Source organism: Microbacterium sp. RD1 (assembly GCF_052220165.1).
In the GTDB taxonomy this organism is placed as follows: Bacteria; Actinomycetota; Actinomycetes; order Actinomycetales; family Microbacteriaceae; genus Microbacterium.
The window spans coordinates 497,526-522,872 of sequence record NZ_JBQPOL010000002.1; the positions used below are offsets into that span (position 1 = coordinate 497,526).

Annotated in this window: 19 protein-coding genes; 8 read left to right on the forward strand and 11 right to left on the reverse strand. The window is 71.5% G+C overall.

Annotation, left to right across the window (positions count from 1 at the left end):
• Nucleotides 1–51: 51 nt before the first annotated feature.
• Nucleotides 52–1,545 carry an MFS transporter gene (locus ACTU3I_RS11360; protein ID WP_442925796.1) on the forward strand — a complete coding sequence of 498 codons (1,494 nt, stop codon included), beginning with the start codon at nt 52–54 and terminating at the stop codon, nt 1,543–1,545.
• 306 nt (nt 1,546–1,851) lie between these two features.
• Here the strand turns inward: ACTU3I_RS11360 and ACTU3I_RS11365 are convergent, their stop codons facing one another.
• Nucleotides 1,852–2,631 carry an SDR family oxidoreductase gene (locus tag ACTU3I_RS11365; protein WP_442925797.1) on the reverse strand — a complete coding sequence of 260 codons (780 nt, stop codon included), beginning with the start codon at nt 2,629–2,631 and terminating at the stop codon, nt 1,852–1,854.
• A gap of 126 nt (nt 2,632–2,757) precedes the next feature.
• Here ACTU3I_RS11365 and ACTU3I_RS11370 point away from each other — a divergent pair, with 126 nt between their 5' ends.
• Nucleotides 2,758–4,080: a bifunctional o-acetylhomoserine/o-acetylserine sulfhydrylase gene (locus ACTU3I_RS11370; protein WP_442925798.1), complete on the forward strand. Its 1,323-nt coding sequence runs from the start codon at nt 2,758–2,760 to the stop codon at nt 4,078–4,080.
• A gap of 187 nt (nt 4,081–4,267) precedes the next feature.
• Nucleotides 4,268–5,467 carry a homoserine O-acetyltransferase MetX gene (metX, locus tag ACTU3I_RS11375; RefSeq protein ID WP_442925799.1) on the forward strand — a complete coding sequence of 400 codons (1,200 nt, stop codon included), beginning with the start codon at nt 4,268–4,270 and terminating at the stop codon, nt 5,465–5,467.
• 1 nt (nt 5,468) lies between these two features.
• Here metX and ACTU3I_RS11380 read toward each other — a convergent pair whose 3' ends face one another.
• The 4 genes from ACTU3I_RS11380 to ACTU3I_RS11395 are packed head-to-tail and all read right to left on the reverse strand — an operon-like array spanning nt 5,469 to nt 9,074.
• Nucleotides 5,469–6,674: an MFS transporter gene (locus ACTU3I_RS11380; RefSeq protein ID WP_442925800.1), complete on the reverse strand. Its 1,206-nt coding sequence runs from the start codon at nt 6,672–6,674 to the stop codon at nt 5,469–5,471.
• A gap of 22 nt (nt 6,675–6,696) precedes the next feature.
• The gene (locus tag ACTU3I_RS11385; RefSeq protein WP_442925801.1) at nt 6,697–7,005 is read right to left on the reverse strand and encodes a thiamine-binding protein; all 309 of its coding nucleotides are present in this window, start codon (nt 7,003–7,005) and stop codon (nt 6,697–6,699) included.
• A gap of 9 nt (nt 7,006–7,014) precedes the next feature.
• Entirely contained in the window at nt 7,015–8,229 is a 1,215-nt protein-coding gene (locus ACTU3I_RS11390) for a hypothetical protein (RefSeq protein WP_442925802.1), read from the reverse strand.
• Between the two features lie 47 nt (nt 8,230–8,276).
• The gene (locus ACTU3I_RS11395) at nt 8,277–9,074 is read right to left on the reverse strand and encodes an ADP-dependent NAD(P)H-hydrate dehydratase (protein ID WP_442925803.1); all 798 of its coding nucleotides are present in this window, start codon (nt 9,072–9,074) and stop codon (nt 8,277–8,279) included.
• 82 nt (nt 9,075–9,156) lie between these two features.
• On the opposite strand from ACTU3I_RS11395, the gene ACTU3I_RS11400 reads away from it, so the two are divergent.
• Nucleotides 9,157–10,221, forward strand: coding sequence for an NADH:flavin oxidoreductase/NADH oxidase (locus tag ACTU3I_RS11400; RefSeq protein WP_442925804.1), 1,065 nt, complete (start codon nt 9,157–9,159; stop codon nt 10,219–10,221).
• Nucleotides 10,222–10,309: 88 nt separating this feature from the next.
• Here ACTU3I_RS11400 and ACTU3I_RS11405 read toward each other — a convergent pair whose 3' ends face one another.
• Both ACTU3I_RS11405 and ACTU3I_RS11410 read right to left on the reverse strand, forming a co-directional pair.
• A complete protein-coding gene (locus ACTU3I_RS11405; RefSeq protein ID WP_442925805.1) occupies nt 10,310–11,359 on the reverse strand; it encodes a hemolysin family protein in 1,050 nt (349 codons plus the stop codon).
• Nucleotides 11,356–12,699, reverse strand: a complete 1,344-nt coding sequence (locus ACTU3I_RS11410; RefSeq protein WP_442925806.1) for a hemolysin family protein — start codon at nt 12,697–12,699, stop codon at nt 11,356–11,358. The genes ACTU3I_RS11405 and ACTU3I_RS11410 overlap by 4 nt, the downstream gene beginning before the upstream one ends.
• A 187-nt stretch (nt 12,700–12,886) precedes the next feature.
• On the opposite strand from ACTU3I_RS11410, the gene ACTU3I_RS11415 reads away from it, so the two are divergent.
• A complete protein-coding gene (locus tag ACTU3I_RS11415) occupies nt 12,887–13,954 on the forward strand; it encodes a YihY/virulence factor BrkB family protein (protein WP_442925807.1) in 1,068 nt (355 codons plus the stop codon).
• Here the strand turns inward: ACTU3I_RS11415 and ACTU3I_RS11420 are convergent.
• Entirely contained in the window at nt 13,944–15,401 is a 1,458-nt protein-coding gene (locus ACTU3I_RS11420) for a GuaB1 family IMP dehydrogenase-related protein (protein WP_442925808.1), read from the reverse strand. The genes ACTU3I_RS11415 and ACTU3I_RS11420 overlap by 11 nt on opposite strands.
• A 148-nt stretch (nt 15,402–15,549) precedes the next feature.
• Between ACTU3I_RS11420 and ACTU3I_RS11425 the strand changes: the two genes are divergently transcribed.
• On the forward strand, nt 15,550–19,245 hold the full coding sequence (locus tag ACTU3I_RS11425) for a multifunctional oxoglutarate decarboxylase/oxoglutarate dehydrogenase thiamine pyrophosphate-binding subunit/dihydrolipoyllysine-residue succinyltransferase subunit (RefSeq protein ID WP_442925809.1): 3,696 nt from the start codon (nt 15,550–15,552) through the stop codon (nt 19,243–19,245).
• Between the two features lie 59 nt (nt 19,246–19,304).
• Here the strand turns inward: ACTU3I_RS11425 and ACTU3I_RS11430 are convergent, their stop codons facing one another.
• Genes ACTU3I_RS11430 through ACTU3I_RS11440 form a run of 3 tightly spaced genes read right to left on the reverse strand, consistent with a single transcriptional unit; the run spans nt 19,305 to nt 22,776 of the window.
• Entirely contained in the window at nt 19,305–20,597 is a 1,293-nt protein-coding gene (locus ACTU3I_RS11430; RefSeq protein ID WP_442925810.1) for a GNAT family N-acetyltransferase, read from the reverse strand.
• Nucleotides 20,598–20,606: 9 nt separating this feature from the next.
• A complete protein-coding gene (locus tag ACTU3I_RS11435; protein WP_442925811.1) occupies nt 20,607–22,190 on the reverse strand; it encodes an FAD-dependent oxidoreductase in 1,584 nt (527 codons plus the stop codon).
• Nucleotide 22,191: 1 nt separating this feature from the next.
• Nucleotides 22,192–22,776, reverse strand: coding sequence for a TetR/AcrR family transcriptional regulator (locus tag ACTU3I_RS11440; protein ID WP_442925812.1), 585 nt, complete (start codon nt 22,774–22,776; stop codon nt 22,192–22,194).
• Between the two features lie 88 nt (nt 22,777–22,864).
• Here ACTU3I_RS11440 and ACTU3I_RS11445 point away from each other — a divergent pair, with 88 nt between their 5' ends.
• Both ACTU3I_RS11445 and ACTU3I_RS11450 read left to right on the forward strand, forming a co-directional pair.
• Nucleotides 22,865–24,433, forward strand: coding sequence for an FAD-binding oxidoreductase (locus ACTU3I_RS11445; RefSeq protein WP_442925813.1), 1,569 nt, complete (start codon nt 22,865–22,867; stop codon nt 24,431–24,433).
• On the forward strand, nt 24,430–25,338 hold the full coding sequence (locus tag ACTU3I_RS11450; RefSeq protein WP_442925814.1) for a diacylglycerol kinase: 909 nt from the start codon (nt 24,430–24,432) through the stop codon (nt 25,336–25,338). Before ACTU3I_RS11445 ends, ACTU3I_RS11450 begins: the two co-directional genes overlap by 4 nt.
• The last annotated feature ends 9 nt before the right edge of the window (nt 25,339–25,347 follow it).

Here is a 25,347-nt window from a genome sequence, read left to right on the forward strand (position 1 = left end):
GTCCGGAATGTTGTCCGGCGCGGTCCCATCACCGGCCGATAGTCTCAGCCCGTGACCCGAGCCTCCGCCGCCTCGCGCGTCCGCGGATCGGCTCTCGGCGTGACCGCCGGACTCATCGGCTGGTTCATCGTCGTCGAGCTCGTCAGCGGCATCCTGCAGGGCTACTACGTGCCCCTATTCAGCGACATCGTCGTGCACCTGGGAATCCGCGACGCCGACGTCAACTGGTTCGAGGCAGGGCAATTGCTGCTGTCGGCCCTGGTGCTGCCGATCCTCGCCAAGCTCGGCGACATGTTCGGCCATAAGAGGATCCTGCTGATCTCCGCCGTGCTCACCGCCGGCGCCAGCTGGTGGCTCGTGTTCGCCGACTCGTTCTGGAGCTTCCTGCTGGCGTGGTCGCTCCAGGGGTTCTACGTCGTGTGGCTGCCGCTGGAGATCGCCCTCATCTTCGAGCGCGGTCGCCGCCAGGCCCGCGGGGTGTCGCAGACACGCCGGGCGGCCGGCCTTCTCGTCGTGGGGCTCGAGGCCGGCGCGATCCTCGGCGCCCTCGCCGCGGGGCGCCTGTTCGCCGCCTCGGGCGAGAACCTGCAGCTCACGCTCATGATCCCCGCGATCGCGGTGTCGCTCGTGTCGTTGGTCATCTGGCTCGGCGTGCCGGAGTCGCAGCCGATTCCCGGTCGACGCTTGGATGTCGGCGGATTCGTCATCCTCGCCTTCGCGCTGCTGCTGATCACCGGTGGGCTGTCGTTCCTGCGCGTGCCGGCCGGGCCCGGACCGGGCGTCGTGTTGGCGCTCGTGGCGGCCGGGCTCATCGCCTTCGCGGTGTTCGTCTGGTACGAGCTGCGACAACCCGACCCGGCGATCGACATCCGCGTCCTCATCCGCCCGCAGATGTGGCCGGTGCAGGCCACCGCGTTCCTCGTCGGCATCAGCCTGCTCGGTGCGCAGGGGCCCCTCGCGACCTATGCGGGGACCGACTCCTCCCTCGGGTACGGGCTGGGGCTGGACGCCACCGACCGATCGAACGTCATCGGGGTGTACCTGGTGTCGCTCATCGTCGGAGCGGTGGCGTTCGCCGTCACCTCCAGACGCGCGAACCCACGCGTCATCCTCATCGGGGCAGCAGTGCTCGTCGGCGTCGGCTACGCCCTGTTCGTGCCCTTCCACCGCGAGCTGTGGCAGGTCCTGCTCAATCTCTCGATCGCCGGCATCGGCTCCGGTGCGCTCGTGGGCGCCATGCCCGCCGCCGCCGCAGCGGCCGCGCCGCGCGGCCAGACCGGCATCGCCTCGGCGCTGACGAACACCACCAAGACGATCGGCGGCACGTTCGCCTCGGCGGTCTTCGGGGTGGTGCTCGCCGGCGCGGCAGGCGCGGCGGTCGCCTCCACCGCGGCGCCCCTGGTGGGCTACCTCACGGTATGGATCGTGTGCGCCGCCGGGGGCTTCCTCGCCGCCGTGCTGCTGCTGTTCGTGCCGAAGGTCGCGTTCGCCGACTCCCTGCCGGAGGAGGCGGATGCCGCGGCGGGCTCCGCACAGGTCGTCTAGCCGCATCCCCGCCCCCGTGCGCCGCCGGTGGCGGTGCCGCGGTTCGGGGCCGTGGGCCGCGGTTCGGGCCGCCGCCGCCGTGGTGGCGGTGCGACGCGGTTTGGGGCGCGGGATGTGCTCTGGGGCGACCGATGAGCGCCCCGAAGCACATCGAGCGCCCCGAACACGGCGGCCGGGCCGAGAGGCACGACCGGAGGGCCCGCGGCGCGAGGCCGAGCCCGGACCCCGAGCCCGAGGCCCGAGCCCGAGCCCGAGGCCCGAGCCCGAGCCCGAGGCCCGAGCCCGAGACCGAGACCGAGCGCGGGGCTACTCGGCCAGGCGTGGCCGGAGCGGCCCCCGCGCGAGCAGATGCTGCGCGGACTGCGCCACCGGGCGCATCGTGATGAGGTCGAGGTTGACGTGCCCCGGCGCATCGAGGGCGTAGACGATGACGTCGGCGACGTCGCCGGCCGTGAGCGGATTCTCCACACCGTCGTAGATGCTCTCGGCCGCGCCACGATCACCGCGCAACCGGTTGAGCGAGAACTCCTCGGTCTGCACCATCCCCGGCGCGACCTGCGTGACGCGGATCGGCTCGCCGTTGAGCTCGAGGCGGAGGGCGCCGGCGAGCATCGCCTCGCCCGCCTTGGCCGCGTTGTATCCGCCGCCACCGGCGTAGGGCGTCTGCGCGGCCGTGGACGTGACGAACAGCGCATCCGCGTGCCCGTCCGCCGTCGCCGCGTGACGCAGCTGCGGCAGAAGCGTCGCGACCAGCATCTGCGCCGACAGGACGTTGACCTCGAACATCCACCGCCAGTCGTCGGGCTGTCCCTCCGCGACGGCGTCCACGCCGCGCGCACCGCCGGCGATGTGCACGAGGGCGTGCACGGGCCCGGAGGCCTCCAGCCATTCGGCGAGGGCTTCCACGTCTTCCGCGCGGGTGACATCGGCCGCGTACGCGACGACCCCCGTCTCCGCCTCGAGAGCCTGAAGCCGCTCCGCGCGACGAGCGACGCCGACGACGTCCCATCCGCGCGACCGCAGCAGCCGCGCCGTCGCCTCCCCGATTCCCGAGCTCGCTCCGGTCACCACCGCACGTCGTGTCATGCCTGCCACGCTACCCGGATGCTGTTACGTAACATTTCCCACCCGTTGTCCGTCCGGGGTGCGCTCCGTAGCCTCGCTTGCGGGAACGGCACCGGCCGTCCCGCCTGAACCACGAGGAGCATAGCCATGTCCGCACCCGAGAACTGGCGGTTCGAGACCAAGCAGATCCACTCGGGCGCTCAGCCCGACCCGGTCACGAAGGCTCGCGCCACCCCCATCTACCAGACCACTTCTTACGTCTTCGACAACGCCGAGCATGCGCAGAACCTCTTCGCGCTGGCGGAGTTCGGCAACATCTACACCCGCATCCAGAACCCGACGCAGGACGTCGTCGAGCAGCGGCTCGCCGCTCTCGAAGGGGGCACCGGCGCCCTCCTCGTCGCCAGCGGTCAGGCGGCGGAGACGTTCGCCGTGCTGAACATCGCCGAGGCAGGCGACCACATCGTCTCCTCCAGCTCCATCTACGGCGGCACGTACAACCTGTTCAAGTACACACTCGCCAAGCTCGGCATCCAGGTCACCTTCGTCGAGAACCAGGACGACCCCGAGGAGTGGCGCGCGGCGGTGCGTCCCAACACGAAGCTGTTCTTCGCCGAGACGATCGGCAACCCGAAGATCAACGTGCTCGACATCCGCACCGTCGCCGACGTCGCCCACGCCGCCGGTGTGCCGCTGATCGTCGACAACACGATCGCGACGCCCTATCTCATCCGGCCCTTCGAGCACGGTGCCGACATCGTCATCCACTCGGCGACGAAGTTCCTCGGCGGGCACGGGACCGTCATCGGTGGTGTCATCGTCGACGGCGGATCGTTCGCGTGGTCGCAGAACGTCGAGAAGTTCCCCGGCCTGACCGAACCCGACCCCTCGTACCACGGTGCGTCGTACACGGCGGCCGTCGGCGACGGGCTGGCGTACATCATCAAGGCGCGCGTGCAGCTGCTGCGCGACCTCGGCGCCGCCATCTCACCGCAGAGCGCGTGGCTGCTCATCCAGGGCATCGAGACCCTCTCGCTGCGCATCGAGCGTCACGTGCAGAACGCCCAGGAGATCGCCGAGTGGCTCGAAGGCCAGGACGATGTCGCCTCGGTGAACTACTCGGGTCTGCCGACCTCCCCCTGGTACGCCGCGGCCAACACCTACGCCCCGAAGGGCGTGGGCGCGGTGCTGTCCTTCGAGCTCAAGGGCGGCGTCGACGCCGGGCGCCGGTTCGTCGACGCGCTCAGCCTCTTCAGCCACCTCGCGAACATCGGCGACGTGCGCTCGCTCGTCATCCACCCCGCCTCGACGACGCACTCCCAGCTGACCCCCGAGCAGCAGCTCACCGCGGGTGTCACGCCCGGGCTCGTGCGTCTGTCGGTGGGCCTGGAGAACATCGACGACCTCAAGGCCGACCTCGCCCAGGCGCTCGCCGCCGCCCGCGAGACCGCCGCGACCGTCGGAGCCTGACGACGTCTCCGTCCGGATGCCCCGGCCCCCGCCACGGCGGGCCGGGGCATCCGCATTTCCGGTCCGCCGTAACACTGCGTGGGGAACGCGACAGCTCGGAGACAATGGGACGGATGGACCGGCAGACGTCTCCCGTCGCCGCACAGGCGGCCATCGGAGCAGCCCCGCCGCGGGACGAGAGGCACTAGTGGACTGGCAGACCTCTGAAGACACGGTGCCGTCGGCTCCCGTGACGGAGGCCGACGCCCGGATGCTGCTCGGCCGGCCCCCGGCCACCGGCGCGTGGCGCGACGGCGATCCCGTCGGCGACCGGCGCTTCGGGTCCTTCGGCGCCTTCCGCACCGAGAGCGGCGCCGAACTCCCCGCCTACCGGCTCGCGTACGAGACGTGGGGCGAGCTCTCCCCCGCCCGCGACAACGCCGTCCTGATCCTCCACGCCCTCACCGGCGACAGCCATGTGCGCGGGCCTGCGGGTCCGGGGCATCCGACCGCCGGGTGGTGGGACGATCTCGTCGGGCCCGGCGCGCCCATCGACACCGACCGCTGGTTCGTCGTGGCCCCCAACATGCTCGGCGGATGCCAGGGGTCGACGGGGCCCGCGAGCATCGCTCCGGACGGCTACGAGTGGGCGTCGCGCTTCCCGTATCTGACGATCCGCGATCAGGTCGCGGCGCAGCTGCGCCTGGCGGATGCGCTCGGCATCGACCGCTGGGAAGGCGTGATCGGCGGATCGATGGGCGGCATGCACGCGCTCGAGTGGGCCGTCGGCTACCCCGACCGCGTCGCGCGCGCCGGGATCCTCTCGGCCCCGCCGGTCAACACCGCCGACCAGATCGCCCTCAACTCGGTGCAGCTGGAGGCCATCCGCATCGACCCGCGGTTCGCGGGTGGGGAGTTCTACGACGCCGCCGACGGCCCCCATCGTGGTCTCGCCCTCGCCCGGCGCATGGCCCTGCTGAACTACCGCAGCCCCACCGAGCTCAACGCTCGCTTCTCCCGCAGCTGGCAATCGGGGGTCAGTCCGCTCGGCCGTGGCGGGCGGTTCGCGGTGGAGTCGTACCTCGACTTCCACGGCAACAAGTTCACGCGCCGCTTCGATGCGAACAGCTACCTCACGCTGGTCGAGGCGATGAACTCCCACGACGTCGGGCGCGATCGCGGTGGCGTCGAAGACGCGCTGGCTCGCGTCACCGCGACGACGCTGGTCCTCGGGATCGACAGCGACCGCCTCTTCCCGATCGACGGTCAGCACCGCATCGCGCGCGGCATCCGGACCACCCTCGACGGCGACGAGGCCATCGTGCTGGCGAGCGACTTCGGGCACGACGGGTTCCTCATCGAGACCCCCCGCGTGGGCGCGCACGTGCGGCGGCTGCTCGAGAGCTGATCTAGGGCCTTGCGCGCCTTTCGACGCGGAAGCCGAGGAGGGCGACGCCCACACCGAGAGCGGCAAGGCCCGCACCGACCCACGCGGGCGCGGTGAACCCCCAGCCCGCGGCGATGGCGACCCCGCCGAGGAACGCGCCGAGGCTGTTGCCGATGTTGAGCGACGAGTGGTTCAGTGCCGCGCCGATCGACTGGTTGTCCCCCGCGACGTCCATGAGCCGGGTCTGGATGCTGGGGGCCAGCGCCGTGCCGCTGAACGCCACCGCGAACGCGAACACGGCGAGGGCGGGGAGCCAGGCGGCGGTGAGCGCCAGCAACGCCGAACTCCCGGTCAAGGCGATCAGTCCGATCACGAGCCACTTCTTCAGGTTCCGGTCGGCCAGGCGCCCGCCCAGCAGGTTCCCCACCGTCATCCCCACGCCGATGAGGACGAGGACGATCGACACGACCCACTCCGGCGATCCCGCCACGTCGGTCACGAGCGGGGCGATGTAGCTGTACATGGCGAAGAATCCGCCGAATCCGATCGCGCCGGTGGCCAGGGCGAACCACACCTGCCCGATGCGGAACACCCGGAGTTCGTCCCGGAGACGACGCCCGGGCTCACCCGGATGCGGGGGCACGGTGATCGCGATCGCGGCGGTGGCCAGCGCGAACACGCCCGCGACGAGAAGGAAGGCAGCGCGCCATCCGATCTGCTGACCGAGGAGCGTCCCCAGCGGCACGCCGACGATGTTGGCCACGGTGAGACCGGTCAGCACGAAGGCGACGCCCTGTGCGCGCTTGTTCGGCCCGAGGAGGTCGGCGGCTACGAGGGCGCCGATGCCGAAGTACGCCCCGTGGGGGAGCCCGGCCAGAAGACGCGACACAGCCACGATCTCGAAGGTCGGGGCGATGACGGTGAGGGCGTTGAATACGGTCAGCGCCAGCGCCAACCCGATCATCACGCGATGCCGCGGGAAGCGGGCGACCGACCCGGCGATCGTCGGCGCGCCGATCACCACGCCGAGCGCGTAGAGCGAGACGAGCCATCCGGCCTGCGCGATGGCGTCCTCCTGGTCGACGCGCCACGTGCCGGGGAGCAGTTCCGCCGCGATGTTCGGCAGCAGCCCCATGATGACGAACTCGGTCATCCCGATGCCGAAGCTGCCGATCGCGAGCGACAGGAGGGCCCAGCGGGCAGCGCTGCGCGGTCGTGATCCCGTCATCACGACCGGATTCCGGCGGCGATCATCCGGCGTCGCGGAGAGCGGCTTCGAGGCGCTCGAGCTTTCCGTCGATCTCGCCGGTGTGCCCGGGGCGGATGTCGGCCTTCAGGACGAGCGAGACGCGCGAACCGAACGGTGCGACAGCCTCGGTGGCGCGACGGACGACGTCGAACACCTCGTCCCACTCCCCCTCGATCTCTGTGAACATCGAGCCGGTGCGGTTGGGCAGGCCCGATTCGCGGACGACCCGGACGGCGGCGGCGACGGCGTCATGCACCGACCCGTCCGCGTTGCCGGTTCCGGAGGGGGCGACGGAGAAGGCGACAAGCATGCTTCGACGCTACTCCGCCGCGAGCGGATGCGGCGACCGCCGGCGCGCGCCGGCGCGGGCCAGACGCACCCATGCCCACCCGAACAGCGCGACGAGGAGCAGGTTGCGCATCGTGAGGATCAGCACCGGCGTGAGCTGCGCCGCCAGAAGCGGGTCGTACAGCACCGGATAGACGAGCTGGGTGAGCCCCGACGCGAAGAGGACGACGGCGGCCGGGCCCGCCCAGCGCGCACGATCCAGGACCAGCCCGACCACGATCGGGGCGACGAGCCACGTGAGGTATTGGGGCGACCCCACCTTGTTCGTGACGATCAGCGCGAGCACCAGGGCCAGCGCGAGCGGGGGGAACACCGCCGCGAACCGCGCTCCGCGCCAGGTCCGGACCGCGCCGGTGGCGACGACCCCCAGCACGACGACCGCGAGTACGGAGGTCATCGCGGCCGCCACGGCATCCGCCCCCGGCCCGACGACCTCGAACGCGATGATGTCGGCGTTGAAGAAGATCGCCGCACCCGGCGCGCCGAGGTGGGTCATCCACACGTACGGCATGCTGACGGGTGCTTCGACCTGGAGACCCCGTGCTGTCTGGTCACCGACGAAACCGAGCGCGGATCCTGCGCCGCCGGCGAGCAGCACGACACCGAGGATCACGGCGGAAACGGCCGCGGCCCCTCCCGCCACCACGACGCGGCGCCGCATGGCGACGAACGCGGCGGCCAGCAGCGCGGCCGGCCACACCTTCACCCACATGGCGACCGTCAGCGCGATCGTGCCCCACCAGGGGCGCCCCGCCAGCCACAGGCATCCGGCGATCGCCAGCGGCACCGTGACGGCGTCGATCCGGTAGATCCCCACGGGCCCGAGGGCGAGGACGGCCGCCATCCAGAACCAGGCTGCCGCCCGGCGTCCGCGGGAGCGTCCGCGGCCGACCAGCAGCGCGAACCCGAGCGCGTTGCATCCGCTGACGAGCACCGCCCATCCCCACGTGTACGACCCGAGCCAGGCGAACATCCACGCGGCCATCATGGGAACAAGCGCGATCTGCGGATACACCCACGGCTCGGTGATCCCGACGATCCGCGCACCGCGCAGGGCATCGGCGGACCACGGCTCATAGACGTTGTAGACATCGCCCATGGGCTGGCTGGGGAACAGGAAGCCGGCGGCGATGACGGCCGCGTGCACGAGGACGAAGGCCGCCCACAGCGCTACGCGTCGGGACACCCGATCATCCTAGAGCGGCCGGATGCCGCCTCCCCGCTGCCGTGCCGTCATCCCGGGGTGACGTGGCGCCCGATGATCCCGGGCAGGGCATGCGCGACGTCGAGGGCGGTGATGGGTCCGCCGATGGGGCCGTGGACGGCGGCAGCCTGGGTGGCCGCCGAACCGTGGAGCCACGCCGCCGTCGCCGCGAGGGGCCCCAGGTCGTCGACGGTCGCGAGGGACCCCGTCGCGATCAGGGCGCCGAGCACGCCGCCGAGGACGTCACCCGTGCCGGCGGATGCCAGCCACGGGGTTCCCGAGGTGATGCGCCTCCCCCATCCCGACGGCGTCGCGGCGATCGTCGTCGCCCCTTTGACCAGCACCGTCGCGCCGAGCGCCGCTGCCGTCTCGAGGGCGGCTTCGCTGCGTGCGTCGGTGTCGGTCTCGTCCCCGAGCGGGGCGAGACCCGCCGCCTCGCGGAGGCGGTCGTGCTCGCGCCCGTGAGGAGTGACGACGAGCGGCGCGCTCGCGCCGGGGGCCAGGTCGAGCGCCCCGGCGTCGACGACGACGGGCACCTCCCCGGAGAGAAGCTTTCGCAGCGCCTGCTCCTCATCCGGTGTGCGGTGGGCGGGATCCGTCCCGGATCCGATGACCCACGCGTTCACGCGGCCCGCGCCGGCGACCGTCTCGGGGCGTCGCGCGAGCACGAGAGCGCTCGCCTTCTCGCCCCCGACATAGCGAACCATCCCGACGCCGGTGCGCCAGGCTCCCTCGACGCCGAGCACCGCCGCCCCCGGGTAGGCGTCCGAGCCGGTGCGCACACCCACCACGCCCCGGGAATACTTGTCGTCGGTCGTCGTTGGCATGCGGAGGACTCCGCGAACGTCAGAGACCGTCCATTCGTCGAGCGCGCGCATGCGCGTCACCCTACCGCCGAGGAGCACCCGGATGACCCGACTGTTCGACCCCTTGACGTTGCGCGGCACGACTGTCCGCAACCGGCTGTGGGTCTCGCCGATGTGTCAGTACAGCGCCCGTGACGGACTGCCAAACGAGTGGCACCACGTCCACCTGGCGCAGTTCGCCTCCGGCGGTGCGGGCCTGGTGATGACCGAGGCGACGGCCGTGTCGCCGGAGGGCCGGATCTCGCCCGCCGACACCGGCATTTGGAACGACGACCAGGTGGCCGCATGGCGGCCCATCGCCGAGGCCATCCGCTCTCGCGGGGCACTGCCGGGTCTGCAGCTCGCGCACGCCGGTCGCAAGGGATCGTCGGAGTCGCCGCTCAGCGGAGAGCGCGGCACCGTACCCGCTGAGCGCGGCGGGTGGACGACGGTGGCGCCGTCGGCCATCGCGTTCGACGGATTCGCCGAGCCCCGCGCCCTGGACGCCGCCGGCGTGGAAGCGGTCGTGGCCGATTTCGCCGCCGGGGCCCGCCGCGCCGTCGCCGCCGGGTTCGCCGCCGTCGAGGTGCACGCCGCGCACGGCTATCTCCTGCACCAGTTCCTGTCACCGCTGTCGAACACGCGCGACGACGAGTACGGCGGATCGCGGGACAACCGCATCCGGCTCCTTCGACGTGTGGTGCGGGCGGTCCGCGAGGCGGCGCCGGAGACGCTGCTCTTCGTGCGCCTGTCGGCCACCGACTGGGCCGAGGGCGGCTGGCAGCCGGATGACGCCGTCGCCGCCGCGGCCGCCGTGAAAGACGACGGGGCCGATCTCGTCGACGTCTCCAGCGGCGGCCTCGTCGCGCATCAACGCATCACGACCGGGCCGGGGTATCAGGCCGGGTTCGCGGCGACCGTGCGCGCCGAGGCATCCGTGCCGGTGAGTGCCGTCGGGATGATCGACGACGCGGTGCTGGCCGAAGGCCTCGTCTCCCGCGGCGAGGTCGACGCGGTCATGGCCGCGCGCGAGTGGCTCCGCGACCCGCACTACGCACTGCGGGCCGCGGCGGAGCTCGGCGCCGATGTGGCGTGGCCGCCGCAGTATCTGCGTGCCCGGCAGGCCTGAGCCGCCCCCGTAACCGCGAGGGTGCATCGGCTCGGCGAGCACGCACCGGATTCGGTGCCGCTTCGGCGAGCCGATGCACTCTCGAGGATCAGAAACGCCGTGCCGTGGCGTCCTGCACCTCGCCCACGAGCTCCTCGATCACGTCTTCGAGAAACAGCACGCCCGTCGTGCGACCGGCCTCGTCACGCACTTGCGCGAGGTGGCGGCCGGCGCGCCGCATCAGGGCGAGGGCGTCCTCGAGGTCGGTGGTCTCGGTGATCGGCAGCATGTGGTGGATGCGCTTGGGCGGGATCTGCCCGTTGAGACCGTCGTCGCCGCTCTCGGCGGCGCGAAGCACGTCTTTGAGGTGCACGTAGCCGATCGGGGCGCCGTCGGCATCCACGATCACGTAGCGCGAGTACCCGTGCTTGGCCACGGCCCGTTCGATGTCGTACGGGGTGGTGGATTCCGGGAGGGTCACCAGCTGATCCAGCGGCACCGCGATGTCGGCTGCCTTCTTGTCGGTGAACTCCACGACCGCGGCGACCGTTCCGGCGGCGTCGTCGAGGACGCCCTCGCGGCGCGACTGGTTCACGATGGTCGCGACCTCCTCGAGCGTGAACGTCGAAGCCGCCTCGTCTTTCGGCTCCACCCGGAAGAGCCGCACGACGTGGTTGGCGATCCAGTTCAGCGCCACGATGATCGGGTAGAACGCCTTCGACACCCACACGAGCGGCGTCGCCAACAGCAAGACGGCACGATCGGGGACCGAGAACGCGAGGTTCTTCGGCACCATCTCGCCGAACACGACGTGCAGGTACGACACCAGCAGCAGCGTGATGATGAAGGCGAGCACGTCGACCATGCCCTCCGCCAGCCCGGTGAGCCCGAGCGGCCCGGCCAGCAGATGGTGGATGGCCGGTTCGGAGACGTTCAGGATCAGCAGCGAGCAGATGGTGATGCCCAGCTGCGAGGTCGCGAGCATCAGGGTGGCGTGCTCCATGGCGTACAGCGCGACCTTCGCCGCCCGCGAGCCGCGCTCGGCGAGCGGTTCGATCTGCGAGCGCCGGGCGGAGATGACGGCGAACTCCGACCCGACGAAGAAGGCGTTGGCCACCAGCAAGACGACCAGCCACGCGAGACCTGCCCAGTCGTTCATCGCTGGTCACCGCCCTTCGCCGCGCGAACGAGGTCGTCCACATCGTCCTCCCGCGGGCTCGGTGTGAAGCGCACGCGGTCGACCCGCCGCCCGTCCATCCGCTGCACGTGAAGCACGCCCTCCCCTGTCGGCACCTCGTCACCCACGGCCGGGATCCGCTCGAGCACGCTCATGATGTAGCCGCCGACGGTGTCGTACACCTCGCCCTCCGGGACGCGCACGCCCGCACGATCGAGGGCCTCGTCCGGCCGGAGATCGCCCGGGAAGGCCACCGATCCCGGCGAGCGCACGACGCCGGCCCGGGAGCGATCGTGCTCGTCGAGCACCTCGCCGACGATCTCCTCGACCAGGTCTTCGAGGGTGAGCACCCCGGCCGTGCCGCCGTACTCGTCCACGACGACCGCCATCTGGTAGCCGCGGCCGCGCAGCTCGGACACGAGCGCGTCGAGATGGACCGTCTCCGGCACGCGCAACGGCTCGGTCGCGACGGCGGCTGCCGGGACATCCGCCCGCCGATCCCGCGGCACGCCGACGGCCGTCTTCAGATGCACGACGCCGATGATGTCGTCCATCGACTCCTGGTAAACGGGGAAGCGGCTGTGGCCGGTTCGCATCGCGAGCTGCACGACGTCGTCGACGCTGTCGTCGGCGGCGAGTGCGTGGACACTCGGTCGCGGCGTCATGACGTCGGCGGCGGTGAGGCGGGCGAAGGTGAGGCTGCGATCGAGGAGGGATGCCGTGTCCTCCTCGAGGACGCCGGCGCTGGCGGAGCGCCGCACGAGGCTCGACAGCTCCTCCGCGGTCCGGGCGCCGGAGAGCTCTTCCTTCGGCTCGATGCCGATCGAGCGGAGCACGCCGTTGGCACTGCCGTTGAGGACCGCGATCGCCGGGCGGAAGACGGTGGTGAAGGCCACCTGGAACGGCATGACGAGTTTGGCGGTCTGGCGCGGGATGGCCAGGGCGAAGTTCTTCGGCACCAGCTCGCCGAGGATCATGGACAAGATGGTGGCGAACGCGACGCCGATGAAGGTCGCCAGCGGAACGACGAGCCCCTCGGGCCAGCCCCATCCGGTGAACAGCGGGCGCAGCAGGTTCGAGATCGCCGGCTCCATGGTGTAACCGGTGAGGAGCGTGGTCAGCGTGATCCCCAACTGCGCACTCGACAGATGCGTCGAGGTGATGCGCAGCGCATCGATCGTGAGGGACAGACGCGACTCGCCGGCGGTACGCCGAGCCTCCAGGTCGGCGCGGTCGAGGTTCACCAGGGCGAACTCGCTCGCGACGAACAGTCCGGTTCCGACCGTGAGCAGGAGCCCCACGCCCAGCATGACGTAGTCCATCACGCATCACCCCCCATCGTGCGGGGTGCGGGTCGGTGGGGCGAGGGTCTACAACTAGGAGGGTCGTCCATCGTCCTGAGATTCTACGACAGCCACCCGAAGAGGAGATGCGCGGATCGGGGCAGCAGCTGGACGCTCGCTCGTCAAGCCCGTCGGCCCTCCGCGAGCGCTCGCGGATCATGCCGGGATGACTGGTCGCACCACAGCATCTGCAACGTCGGCGCCCGACCCGGAGGCATCCGGCAAACCCGACACTCCGCCGCAGATCGAGAAGAGATCGTGGAAGTACGTCGCGGGAAAGACCGTCCGGGAGTTCTCCTCCGATCAGTGCACCGACATCGCCGCCGCTCTCACCTATTTTTCCGTGCTCGCGCTGTTCCCCGGGCTGATCGCGGTCTTCTCCCTCCTGGCGCTGTTCGGGCAGCGTCAGGCGACGACCGATGCGATCGTCGAGATCGTCGGATCGGTCGCGCCGGATGCTGCGGAGGGGATCCGCGGACCGTTGGAGTCCGTGGCGGCCTCCCCCGCCGCCGGGTTCGCTCTCGTCACGGGCCTGGTTCTGGCGATCTGGTCGGCCTCGGGCTACGTCGGGGCCTTCAGCCGGGCCATGAACCGGATCTACGAGATCGAGGAGGGTCGCCCCTTCTGGAAGCTCAAGCCGTGGCAACTGCTCATCACCGTCATCGGCGTCGCCCTGGTGACGATCGCCGCGGTGCTGCTGGTCGTGTCGGGTCCCGTCGCGGAGGCGATCGGATCCGCCCTGGGGCTCGGCGAGGCAGCGACGATCGCGTGGTCGATCGGCAAGTGGCCGGTGCTGGCTCTGGTCGTGATCCTCATGGTGGCGATCCTGTACTACGCCACTCCCAACGCGAAGCAGCCGAAATTCCGGTGGCTGAGCCTCGGCGCGGTGCTCGCCATCGTGGTCCTGGCGATCGCCACCCTGGGCTTCGGCATCTACGTCAGCAACTTCTCCAACTACGACCGCACGTACGGACCGCTCGCCGGCGTCATCGTGTTCCTGCTGTGGCTGTGGATCGCCAACATCGCGCTCCTGCTCGGCGCGGAGTTCGACGCCGAGCTCGAGCGTGGGCGACAGCTCCAGGCGGGGATCGCCGCCGAGATCGACATCCAGCTTCCTCCGCGTGACACCCGCAAGAGCGACAAGGCCGCGGAGAAGGAACGCAAGGACGAGGAGGAGGGGCGCCGCATCCGGCGGTCGCACGAGCACGACCGGGACGACGGGGCTACCAGCTGACCGGGAGGGCCTTCCCCTCCTCGTAGCCCGCGGCGGACTGCAGACCCACCCGGGCGCGGTCGGCGAATTCCGGCACGCTCGAGGCGCCGGCGTACGTGAACGAGGAGCGGACGCCGGCGGTGATCATGTCCACGAGATCCTCGATGCTCGGTCGGAGCGGATCCACATAGATCTTCGACGACGAGATCCCCTCGGCGAACAGCTCTTTGCGGGCGCGTTCGTACGCGTCGAGCCGGCCGAACCGGCCTTGCACCGCCTTCGTCGAGGCCATCCCCCACGACTCCTTGTATGCGCGGCCGCGTTCGTCCACGAGCAGCTCGCCCGGCGCCTCGATGGTGCCGGCGAACCACGACCCGATCATGACGGATGCCGCACCGGCGGCCAGGGCGAGGGCCACATCGCGCGGATAGCGCACCCCGCCATCCGCCCAGACCGCCGCTCCTCGCTCGCGCGCGGCCTGCGCCGTCTCGAGCACGGCCGAGAACTGCGGGCGCCCCACGGCGGTCATCATGCGCGTGGTGCACATGGCGCCGGGACCGACCCCGACCTTGAGGATCGTCGCACCGGCGTCGACGAGGTCGGTCACGCCGTCCGCGGTGACGATGTTGCCGGCCACGAGAGGAAGCCCGAGCCGCAGCTCGGCGACGGCGGCGAGCGCTTTCAGCATGCCGTCCTGGTGCCCGTGCGCCGTGTCGAGGACGAGCACGTCGACACCGGCGGCGGCGAGGGCCCGTGCCTTCGAGCGCACGTCGCCGTTGATCCCGATGGCAGCGGCGACGGCCAGGCGCCCGTCGCCGTCCACGGCGGGGGCGTACAGCGTCGAACGCAGTGCGCTGCGCTGCGACAGCGTTCCCACGAGATGCCCGTGGTGCAGGACGCACACGGTCTCGGCGTCGGCGGCGACGAGCAGGTCGAACGCTGCGCGCGCCGTCTCGACGTCGTCCGCGTCGATCGACGCCGCGCCGCCGCGGGCGAGATCGCCCAGGCGCGCGTCGGGGAGGGCGGTGCCCAGCCTGCTGGCGGGGACCACCCCGGCGATCTGGTCGATCGTGAGCTGCTCCCCGGCCGCATCCGAGACGACGATGCCGTGGCCCTCGATGGCCGGGAGGAGCCGTGACGCGTCGGCGACCGTCGCGGTCGTCGGCAGGACGAGCGGGGTGTCCCACCGCACGGGTTGCGCCTTCACCCACCGGATGGCGGCGTCCAGCTCCTGCAACGGCATGTCCTGCGGCAGCACGCCCAGGCCGCCGCGACGGGCGAGGGTCGCGGCCAGCCGCGCGCCGGTGACCGAGTTCATGTTGGCCGAGACGAGCGGGAGCCGAGCTGGCGTGCCGTCGTGCGGGGTGAGGTCCACGTCGAGCCGGCTGGTCACCCCCGACCGCCGCGGGACCAGGAAGACGTCCGAGTACGTCAGGTCGACGTCGGGCTGCGAACCGTAGAACTCCATGCCTCCACGGTACCCAGCGGGGCTGAGGAGACCGCCGCAAGGGCGGTCGAGGGCGCGCCGAAAGGGGTTAGGCTGAAGGATGGTGCGCGGGAATCAGCATCTCGCGCCGATCTAGCGGTTTCTCAGCGAGGAAAGCAGGCGATCGACTGTGTCGAGCCAGGTGACGGGCGTCGGTACTTCCAGCGAAGGCGAGTTCGGAGCCAATGAATGGCTCGTCGACGAGATGTACGAACAGTACAAGGTCGATAAGAATTCCGTCGACAAGTCGTGGTGGCCGATTCTCGAGGCCTACCACCCGGTGGTGGACGACGCGCCGCCCGCCCCGCAGCCGGCCGCATCCGCTCCGACGGCATCCGCTCCGGTCGCGGAGCCCAAGCCGGTGACCGCGCCGATCCCCGTCGTCGGCTCCACCCCGGTGGCCCGCACGACCGCGAAGCCCGCCGCACCCCAGCCGATCCCCGCGCAGGCGCCGGACGCCGCGCCGGCGGAGAGCAAGGCGCTCGAAGAGGACAAGGTCACGCCGCTGCGCGGCATGCCCAAGACGCTCGCCGCCAACATGGACGAGTCGCTCACCGTTCCGACAGCCACGAGCGTCCGCACCGTGCCGGCGAAGCTGATGATCGACAACCGCATCGTCATCAACAACCACATGGCCCGCACGCGCGGCGGCAAGGTGAGCTTCACTCACCTCATCGGCTGGTCGATCATCCAGGCGCTGAAGGAATTCCCCAGTCAGAACGTCTTCTACGCCGAGGTCGACGGCAAGCCGTCGGTGGTCGCCCCCGCGCACATCAACCTCGGCATCGCGATCGACATCCCCAAGCCCGACGGCACCCGCGCGCTTCTCGTGCCGAGCATCAAGCGCGCCGAGTCGCTCACGTTCGGCGACTACCTGTCGGCCTACGAGGACCTGGTGCAGCGGGCGCGCACGAACAAGCTCACCGCGGGGGACTTCCAGGGGACGACGATCTCGCTGACGAACCCCGGCGGCATCGGCACCGTGCACTCGGTGCCCCGCCTGATGAAGGGCCAGGGATGCATCGTGGGCGCCGGCGCCCTCGAATACCCGGCCGAGTTCCAGGGCGCCAGCGACAAGACACTGAACGAGCTGGCGATCGGCAAGACGATCACCCTCACCAGCACGTACGACCACCGCGTCATCCAGGGCGCCGGGTCGGGTGAGTTCCTGAAGAAGGTCCACGAGCTGCTCATCGGTCAACGCGGCTTCTACGACGACATCTTCGCCGCGCTGCGCATCCCCTACGCTCCGATCCACTGGGCCGCCGACATCAACGTCGACATCTCCGAGCGCGTCAACAAGACCGCCCGCGTGCAGGAGCTGATCAACTCCTTCCGCGTGCGCGGCCACCTGATGGCCGACATCGACCCGCTCGAGTACGTGCAGCGCACGCATCCCGACCTCGAGATCGAGTCGCACGGCCTCACCTTCTGGGATCTCGACCGCGAGTTCGTCACCGGCGGCTTCGGGGGCAAGCGCACGATGAAGCTGCGCGACGTGCTCGGCGTGCTCCGCGACTCCTACTGCCGCACGATCGGCATCGAGTACATGCACATCGCCGATCCCGCGCAGCGCGCGTGGTTCCAGTCCAACGTCGAGGTGAAGTACACCAAGCCGGGCCACGACGAGCAGCTGCGCATCCTGTCCAAGCTGAACGAGGCCGAGGCGTTCGAGACGTTCCTGCAGACGAAGTACGTCGGGCAGAAGCGGTTCAGCCTCGAAGGCGGCGAGTCCCTCATCCCGCTCCTGGACGAGATCCTGCGCGGCGCCGCGTCCGCCGATCTCGACGGCGCTGCCATCGGCATGGCCCACCGCGGGCGGCTGAACGTGCTCACGAACATCGCGGGCAAGACGTACGGTCAGGTCTTCCGCGAGTTCGAGGGCTCGGTCGCCGTCGGCAGCAAGAAGGGCTCCGGCGACGTCAAGTACCACCTCGGCACCGAGGGCACCTTCGTGTCCGAGGACGGCGACGAGCTGCCGGTGCTGCTGGCGGCCAACCCGTCGCACCTCGAGACCGTCGACGGCGTGCTCGAGGGCATCGTGCGGGCCAAGCAGGACCGAAAGCCCATCGGCACGTTCTCGTGGCTCCCCGTCCTCGTCCACGGCGACGCCGCGTTCGCCGGTCAGGGTGTCGTCGTCGAGACGCTGCAGATGTCGCAGCTGCGCGGATACCGCACCGGCGGGACCATTCACGTGGTCGTCAACAACCAGGTCGGCTTCACCACCACGCCGACGGATGCCCGCACCTCGGTCTACGCCACCGACGTCGCCAAGTCGATCCAGGCGCCGATCTTCCACGTGAACGGCGACGACCCGGAGGCCGTCGTCCGCGTGGCCGAGCTAGCGTTCGCGTACCGCCAGGAGTTCAATCGCGACGTGGTCATCGACCTCGTCTGCTACCGCCGTCGCGGCCACAACGAGGGAGATGACCCCTCGATGACGCAGCCGCTCATGACGAACCTCATCGAGGCCAAGCGCTCCGTCCGCCGCCTGTACACCGAGGCCCTCGTCGGACGCGGCGACATCACCGAGGCCGAGTACGAAGAGGCCAAGCAGGACTTCCAGCGACGCCTCGAGGTGGCGTTCGCCGACACGCACGAGGCCGCCACCGGCGCGAACCCGGTGGCCGACGTCGAGGCGACGAGCGAGCCGGTCACCGGTGCGCCGGAGGTCACCGGTGTGCCCCGCGAGGTCGTGCACTCGATCGGCGACGCGTTCGTCAACAAGCCCGACGGCTTCACTGTGCACGCCAAGCTGCAGCAGCTGCTGGACAAGCGCCTCGACATGAGCCGCAACGGCAACATCGACTGGGGCTTCGGAGAGCTGCTCGCCTTCGGCTCGCTCCTGCTGGAAGGCACCCCCGTGCGCCTCGCCGGCCAGGACTCCCGCCGCGGCACGTTCGTGCAGCGGCACTCGGTGCTCCACGACCGCTCCAACGGCCAGGAGTGGATCCCGCTGACCAATCTCAGCGACAACCAGGGACGGTTCTACGTCTACGACTCCCTGCTGAGCGAGTACGCGGCGATGGCGTTCGAGTACGGCTACTCGGTGGAGCGCCCGGATGCGCTCGTGCTGTGGGAGGCGCAGTTCGGCGACTTCGCCAACGGCGCCCAGTCGGTGATCGACGAGTACATCTCCGCGGCCGATCAGAAGTGGGCGCAGCAGTCCAGCGTCGTGCTCCTCCTCCCCCACGGTTACGAGGGCCAGGGGCCCGACCACTCGTCGGCACGCATCGAGCGCTACCTCCAGCTGTGCGCGCAAGACAACATGACGGTCGCCCGCCCTTCGACGCCGGCGTCGTACTTCCACCTCCTGCGCCGCCAGGCGTACCAGCGCCCACGGCGTCCCCTCGTCGTCTTCACGCCGAAAGCGATGCTGCGCCTGCGCGGGGCGACGAGCCCCGTCGACGACTTCCTCACCGGGCGGTTCGAACCGGTGCTCGACGACTCCCGCGAGCTCGACCGGTCGGCGGTGAAGCGCGTGTTGCTGCACGCCGGGAAGATCCACTGGGATCTGCGCGGAGAGCTCGAGAAGAAGCCGAACCCGGAGATCGCCCTGGTGCGGCTCGAGCAGTACTATCCGGCGCCGATCGACGAGCTCAACGCGGTCCTCGACAGCTACCCCGAGGCCGAACTGGTGTGGGTTCAGGACGAGCCCGAGAACCAGGGCGCGTGGCCGTTCATCGCGCTCGAGGTGGTCAAGCACCTGCGTGGTCGCACGATTCGTCGGGTTTCGCGAGCCGCTGCCGCGTCGCCGGCCACCGGCTCGCCGAAGGTGCACGCGCACGAGCACGCGAAGCTCATGGAGAAGGCGCTCACCCTCTGATCCGCTGACGGTCGTGAGAACGGCCCGGGCTGCCCCGGGCCGTTCTCATGAGCGGATGCTCAGTACCACGTGCTCAGCGTCGGCGGCACGGCCGGTGCGAATGCCGTGTCGAACGCCGCCACGGCCGTCGCCTCGGCCGTCACCACCCCGGCCGCCGCGAGCGTGCGCGCCGAGACGCCACCGAGGAGGAGCGAGCCGAGCGCCGACACCGGGAGGACGAGGTCGGCGACTCCCTCGTGCGGCGTGACGGAGGGCGTGCCGGCGTCGTCGATCTCGAGACGCCAGGTGCCGTCGGCCGGCCCGAGCGGATCGACCACACGCACCGTGCACGACAGCGCCGCGGCATACGAACGCGCGCCGAGAGCGGCGGGCACGTCGAGGACGCGGAGCCAGTGGTGATCGGTGAGCGTCTCGCGCACGGCGCGGGAATCCGACACCGACCAGCGCAGCGCCGAATCGACCGGCTGGAGCGAGGCGGTGACTTTCGCAACGAGATCGTGCTCGAGTGCGAAGCGCCACAGCTCGGCGTAGGCGTCGTCATCGACGGCGAAGAGGGCATGGACCGACAGCTCTTGCCGCGTGTACCCGTCCTTGTCGCTCACCGTGTACACGAGGATCCCCGCGTCCGCGCCGGCGTCGCCCCGCACCGCGACCGCGCGGATCCGGCTCGCGTCCTCGGCGCCGGGACGGAGCCCGGCCATGCGCCGCCACAGCGCCGGCCACCCGGCGACCTGCCCGCCCCGTAGCATCCGCACCCGGTCGTGGAGAGCGGACAGCCTCTCGGGCAGGTCGGCCTGGTCGACGAACCCGAGCGGGCGGCGGGCCGGCCGGCCGCTCCAGCGCACCCGCGTCGCGTCCACGGTCACATCCGTCGCGAACGCGGCGGGCCCGAAGCCCCACCGGCCGTAGATCGTCGCCTCCGTGACGGTGAGGCCCGCGAGGGCGAGCCCGGCGGCCGCGGCCGCGCGCAGCTCGCCGGTGAGCATCGCCCGGGCGATACCGCGGCGACGATGGGTGGGAGCGACCGTGACGGCGCTGATCGCCCACATCGGGACGGTCCGCCCGGGCTCTGTGGTGAGTTCGGTGACCCAGGAGTCGACCGTGGCCACCGGCAGCGGCGAGGTGCCCTGCGGGTCGAAGACCCCGGTCAGGCGCCGCGCACGCAGCGCATCCCGCGAGTCTTCGATCTGCTCGGGCGTCGGCGCCGGGTCGAGGAACCCGCGGGCCACGGCGCGGAGGAACGGGGCGAAGCCGGGGCCCTCCACGTCGACGCGTTCGTAGGTCAGCCCCTCTGCCGCCAGAGCGTCTCGCGAGACCGGATCCAGGGGGAAGGCAGAGGAGTCGGAAGCCATGTCCTCAGACTAGAGGCCGCCCCCGACGATGGCGGGCTCGGTGCCGGATGCCGCGAACGCCTCCGCGACCGCCGCCGTCGACGCCGCGCGGTCGGCGGGCACGAGCCCGAGTCGCGTGCGCCGGTCGAGCACGTCATCGGTCGTGAGCGCGCCTTCCACCTCCACGGCCCAGCGCAGCTCCGCGCCGGTGACGCCGCGCGCGGCGGGGGCGGATGCGGCGAGGCCAGCCGCGAACGGAGCCTCTGCCCCGTAGCGGCGGACCAGCCGTGCGGGCGCGGGGATCTCCCGCAGCCGTCCGCGCGGCCAGGCGCCGACCAGCGGGATGTCGCGCGTCCGCGAGGGACGGGCGACGGGAAGTCCCCGCCGCACCGCCGCATCGACGGCGTCCTCCGCCATCCGGCGATACGTCGTGAGCTTGCCGCCGACGACGCTGAACACGCCGTCGTCGCCTTCGATCACCGCGTGCCGGCGTGAGAGGTCGCTCGTCTCGGCTCTCTCGGCCCCGGCGCGCGTCTCGGTGCCCACGAGGAGGGGCCGCAGTCCCGCGAACGTCGCGAGGACATCGGTGCGATCGAGAGGGCGCTGGAGCACCGTGTTCACCGTGTCGAGCAGGAAGTCGACCTCCGCCTCGGTCGCGACCGGCGCATCGAGGTCGCTTGCGGGGTCGGCGGCGACGTCGGTCAGCCCGATGTAGGTGCGGCCGTGGACGGCGGGCACCGTGAAGACGAATCGGCTCCGCGAGCCCGCCACCGCGGCGGCCAGCGAGACGTCGGCGCACCCCAGACGCGCGCTGTCGACCACGAGGTGCGTACCCCGGCTCGGGCGCAGTCGCACGGCGGCGGCGAGGTCACCGGCCCAGACTCCGGTGGCGTTGATCACCGCGCGGGCGGCGAGCTGCAGCTCGGACCCGGTGAGCGTGTCACGGACGACGGCGCCGCCGCCGGTGAGTTCGATCGCCTCCACGCGCGACAGGATATGGGCGCCGAAGCCGGCTGCCGTGCGGGCGACGGTGACGACGAGACGCGCATCGTCGATCAGCTGCCCGTCCCACCCCCGCACCCCGCCGTGGAGCCCCGCCGTCCGCACGGCGGGCGCGGCCGCCCTCACTCCGGCGGCGCCCAGGAGCGACGGCCGAGGGAGGACGTCGCCCGGCGTCCGGGAGGCACGGCGCAGCACGTCGCCCAGGCCGAACCCGAGACCCACCCAGGCTCGCCGGGAACAAAAGTCGGGCTCGTACAGCGGTGTGATCTGGGCCAGCGGGCGGGTGAGGTGAGGGGCGATCCGGGTGAGCAGGTGGTGTCGCTCCGCTGCGCTCTCGTAGGCGATGCCGACCCGACCAGAGGCGAGGTAGCGGAGGCCGCCGTGCACGAGCTTGGAACTCCAGCGGCTCGTTCCGAACGCGAGGTCGTGCCGCTCGACGAGCACCGTGCGAAGGCCCCGGCTGGCGGCATCGAGGGCCACCCCGGCGCCGGTGATGCCGCCCCCGACGACGAGGACGTCGATCTCCGCCCCGGCGGCGAGCCGCTCCCACGCCCGCGTCCGCTGCACCGCGTTCAAGGCGGTCGAGGAGGGGAAGGAACCGAGCCGTCGCACGTCAGCGCCGGAGGTAACCGGTGAGGGCTGCTCGGAGTTCTTCCCGCCACGCCTCGGGCGGCAGCCACTCCGCCACGAGCGGCTCCGATTGGACGGCGGACTGCACGAGCAGCAGCACGAGGGCGGCCAGGCGGGCGGGATCGCCCGCGCGCACGATCCCGCGTCCCTGCGCGTTCTGGAAGCGCTCGGTGAGGTGACCCAGGATCGCGCGCTGGCTCGTTCCCAGGCGCTCGAGGATGTAGCGGGCGAACAGCTCCGGGTCGGTCTCGCGCAGCCTCGCGAGGAGGGGCAGCGCCCGCATCCGATCGGCGATCGCAACGACGTCGTCGACGACCTCCGCGAGGTCCTCCGGCGTCGTCGCCGATGGCACCAGGACGAGCAGTTCGCGTGTCACCAGGGCCGCGAGGAGCGCCTGCAGATCCGGCCAGTAGCGATACAGCGTCTGCCGCGACACGCCGGCGCGGCGGGCGATGTCGGATGCGCTCGTGCGGCGGATCCCGTGCGCGAGCACTTCGGCGAGCGCGGCGTCGAGAAGGGCTCCCTCCGTGGCCACGGTGCGCCGGGGGGCGGCGAGTCGATCCGTCATGTGACAAAAGTACACCGTATGTCATACTGTCGCCATGGTCGCGTCGATGCCGCCGTCTTTTCCGGAGAGCCCCTCGCCACGTCCCCGCATGCAGTGGGACGCCTGGGGCGACGGCTCGCATCCCTCGCGACTGCCGGCGCCGGTTCGTGCGCTGCTGTCGACGCTGCTGCGCGGGCGTCCGCATCCGGTACCGCGGCTGGACCGGCCGGAGCTGGCGCCATCCCGCCTGGATGCGGTCGACCGCGCGGCGCTCGAGGAGGCGGCACCGGACGGTGTGTCTGATGACGACACGGAGCGCGCGCTCCACCTCGGCGGAAAGAGCACCCCCGATCTGCTGGCACGGCGCACACCGGGTCTGCAGGCGGCGCCGGATGCGGTGGTGCGACCGCGCTCGCACGACGAGGTGCGGGCGGTGCTCGCGGCGTGCGGGGCACGCGGCATCGCCGTGATCGCCTTCGGCGGGGGCACCAGTGTCGTGGGCGGCGTCGAGCCGGATGCCGGCGAGTTCTCCCGTGTCATCGCTCTCGACCTCGCCCGCACCGCCGGCCTTCTCGCCCTCGACGACACGTCGCTCGTCGCGACCTTCGGCGCGGGGACGACCGGCCCGCAGGCCGAGGAGCTCCTCGGCCGTCATGGGTTCACGCTCGGTCACTTTCCGCAGAGCTTCGAGTTCGCCTCGCTCGGCGGGTTCGCGGCGACGCGCTCGAGCGGGCAGGCCTCCCGCGGGTACGGGCGGTTCGACGATCTCGTGCACGCACTGCGCGTGGCCGCCCCCGCGGGGGAGCTCGACCTCGGTCGCGCACCGGCGAGCGCGGCAGGACCCGACCTACGCGAGCTCTTCCTGGGCTCGGAGGGCGCGTTCGGCGTGATCACCGAGGTCGCGGTGCGCGTCCGGCCCCTCCCGGCGGCGACGGCGTACGGCGCGTGGTCATTCCCCGACTTCGTCGCGGGCACGGCGGCCGTTCGGGCGCTGACGCAAGCCGGCATCCGGCCCACGGTCCTCCGACTGAGCGATGAGACGGAGACTCGCGTGAACGCCGCCCTCGGCGGTCATCTGACGCGGCTGCGCGGCTGCCTGGCGGTCGCCACGACCGAGGGTGCCGACGCGGCGGAGGCCGAGGCCGTCCTGGCACGCGTGGACGCGGCGGCCCTCGCGGCCGGCGGTAAGCCGCGGGGCGCCGATCCCGCTCGGTCCTGGGAGCGCGGCCGGTTCGCCTCCCCCGGCCTCCGCGACGCGCTCCTGGACGCCGGCATCCTCGCCGAGACGCTCGAGACCGCCGCCACCTGGTCGAACCTGCCCGTGGTCAAGGAAGCCGTCACCGCCGCCCTGACCGAGGCCCTCGGCGCCGAGGGCACGCCGCCGGTGCTGCTGTGTCACATCTCGCACGTGTACCCGTCAGGGGCTTCGTTGTATTTCACCGTGGTGGCCGCTGCCGCCGCCGATCCGCGCGTGCAGTGGTCGCGCGCGAAGGAGGCCGCCTCCCGCGCCATCGGTGCGGCGGGCGGCACGATCACGCACCACCATGCCGTCGGGCGCGACCATCTGCCGTACCTGGAAGCGGAGATCGGGGCGCTCGGGGTGGCCGTGCTGCGCGCGGTCAAGCACACGCTCGACCCGGCCGGCATCCTCAATCCCGGCGTCCTCGTTCCGCGATGAACGTCGTGGTGGTGGTGAACCCGGCGGCTCGCTCGGGCGAATCCCTGCGCATCGCCGAGCGGGCGACGCAGCGCCTTCGCGAGTTGGGCGTGCATGTCGCGACGGTGAGGGGCGCGAGCGCCTCCGAGTCGAGCGACCTCCTTCGCTCCGCCATCTCGCGCGGGCCGGATGCGGTCGTCGTCGCGGGGGGCGACGGCACGGCCCGTCTGGCCGTACAGGAGCTGGCCGGGACGGGCGTGCCCCTGGGTCTCGTACCCTGCGGCACGGGGAACGATCTGGCCGCCACGCTGGGGTTGCATCAGCTCGACGCCGACGCGGCCGACGCGGCCGCCGCGGTCGTCGCGGGCGGCCATCGGCGCCGCATCGACCTCGCGCGCGTCCGCGCCGACGACGGCACGGTCTCGTACTTCGCCACGGTGCTGGCGAGCGGTTTCGACTCGCGCGTGAACGACCGCGCGAACGCCATGAGCTGGCCGCGCGGGGGGTCGCGGTACACGCTCGCGCTCCTGCGGGAGTTCGCAGCCCTGCGGCCCTTTCCCTTCCATGTCCGCCTCGAAGGCGACGACGGGTCGGTCCGTGAACGGGAGGGCCCGCTCGTGATGGCCACGGTCGGCAACGGGCCCACCTACGGCGGCGGCATCCCCATCTGCCCCGGCGCCGATCCGGCGGACGGGGTCCTCGACGTCACGCTCGTGCGCCCGGCGGGGCGGATGCGGCTGCTCCGTCTCCTCCCGCGCGTGTACCGCGGCACCCACGGCGCGGTGCCGGAGGTCGAGATGCACCGGGTGCGCAGCATCCGTCTGGACTCGGCGGGGGTGACCGCCTACGCCGACGGGGATCCGATCGGCCCGCTCCCCGTCACCGTGGAGATCGCCCCGCGGGCCCTCGACGTGCTGGTGCCCTGACGGCCGACA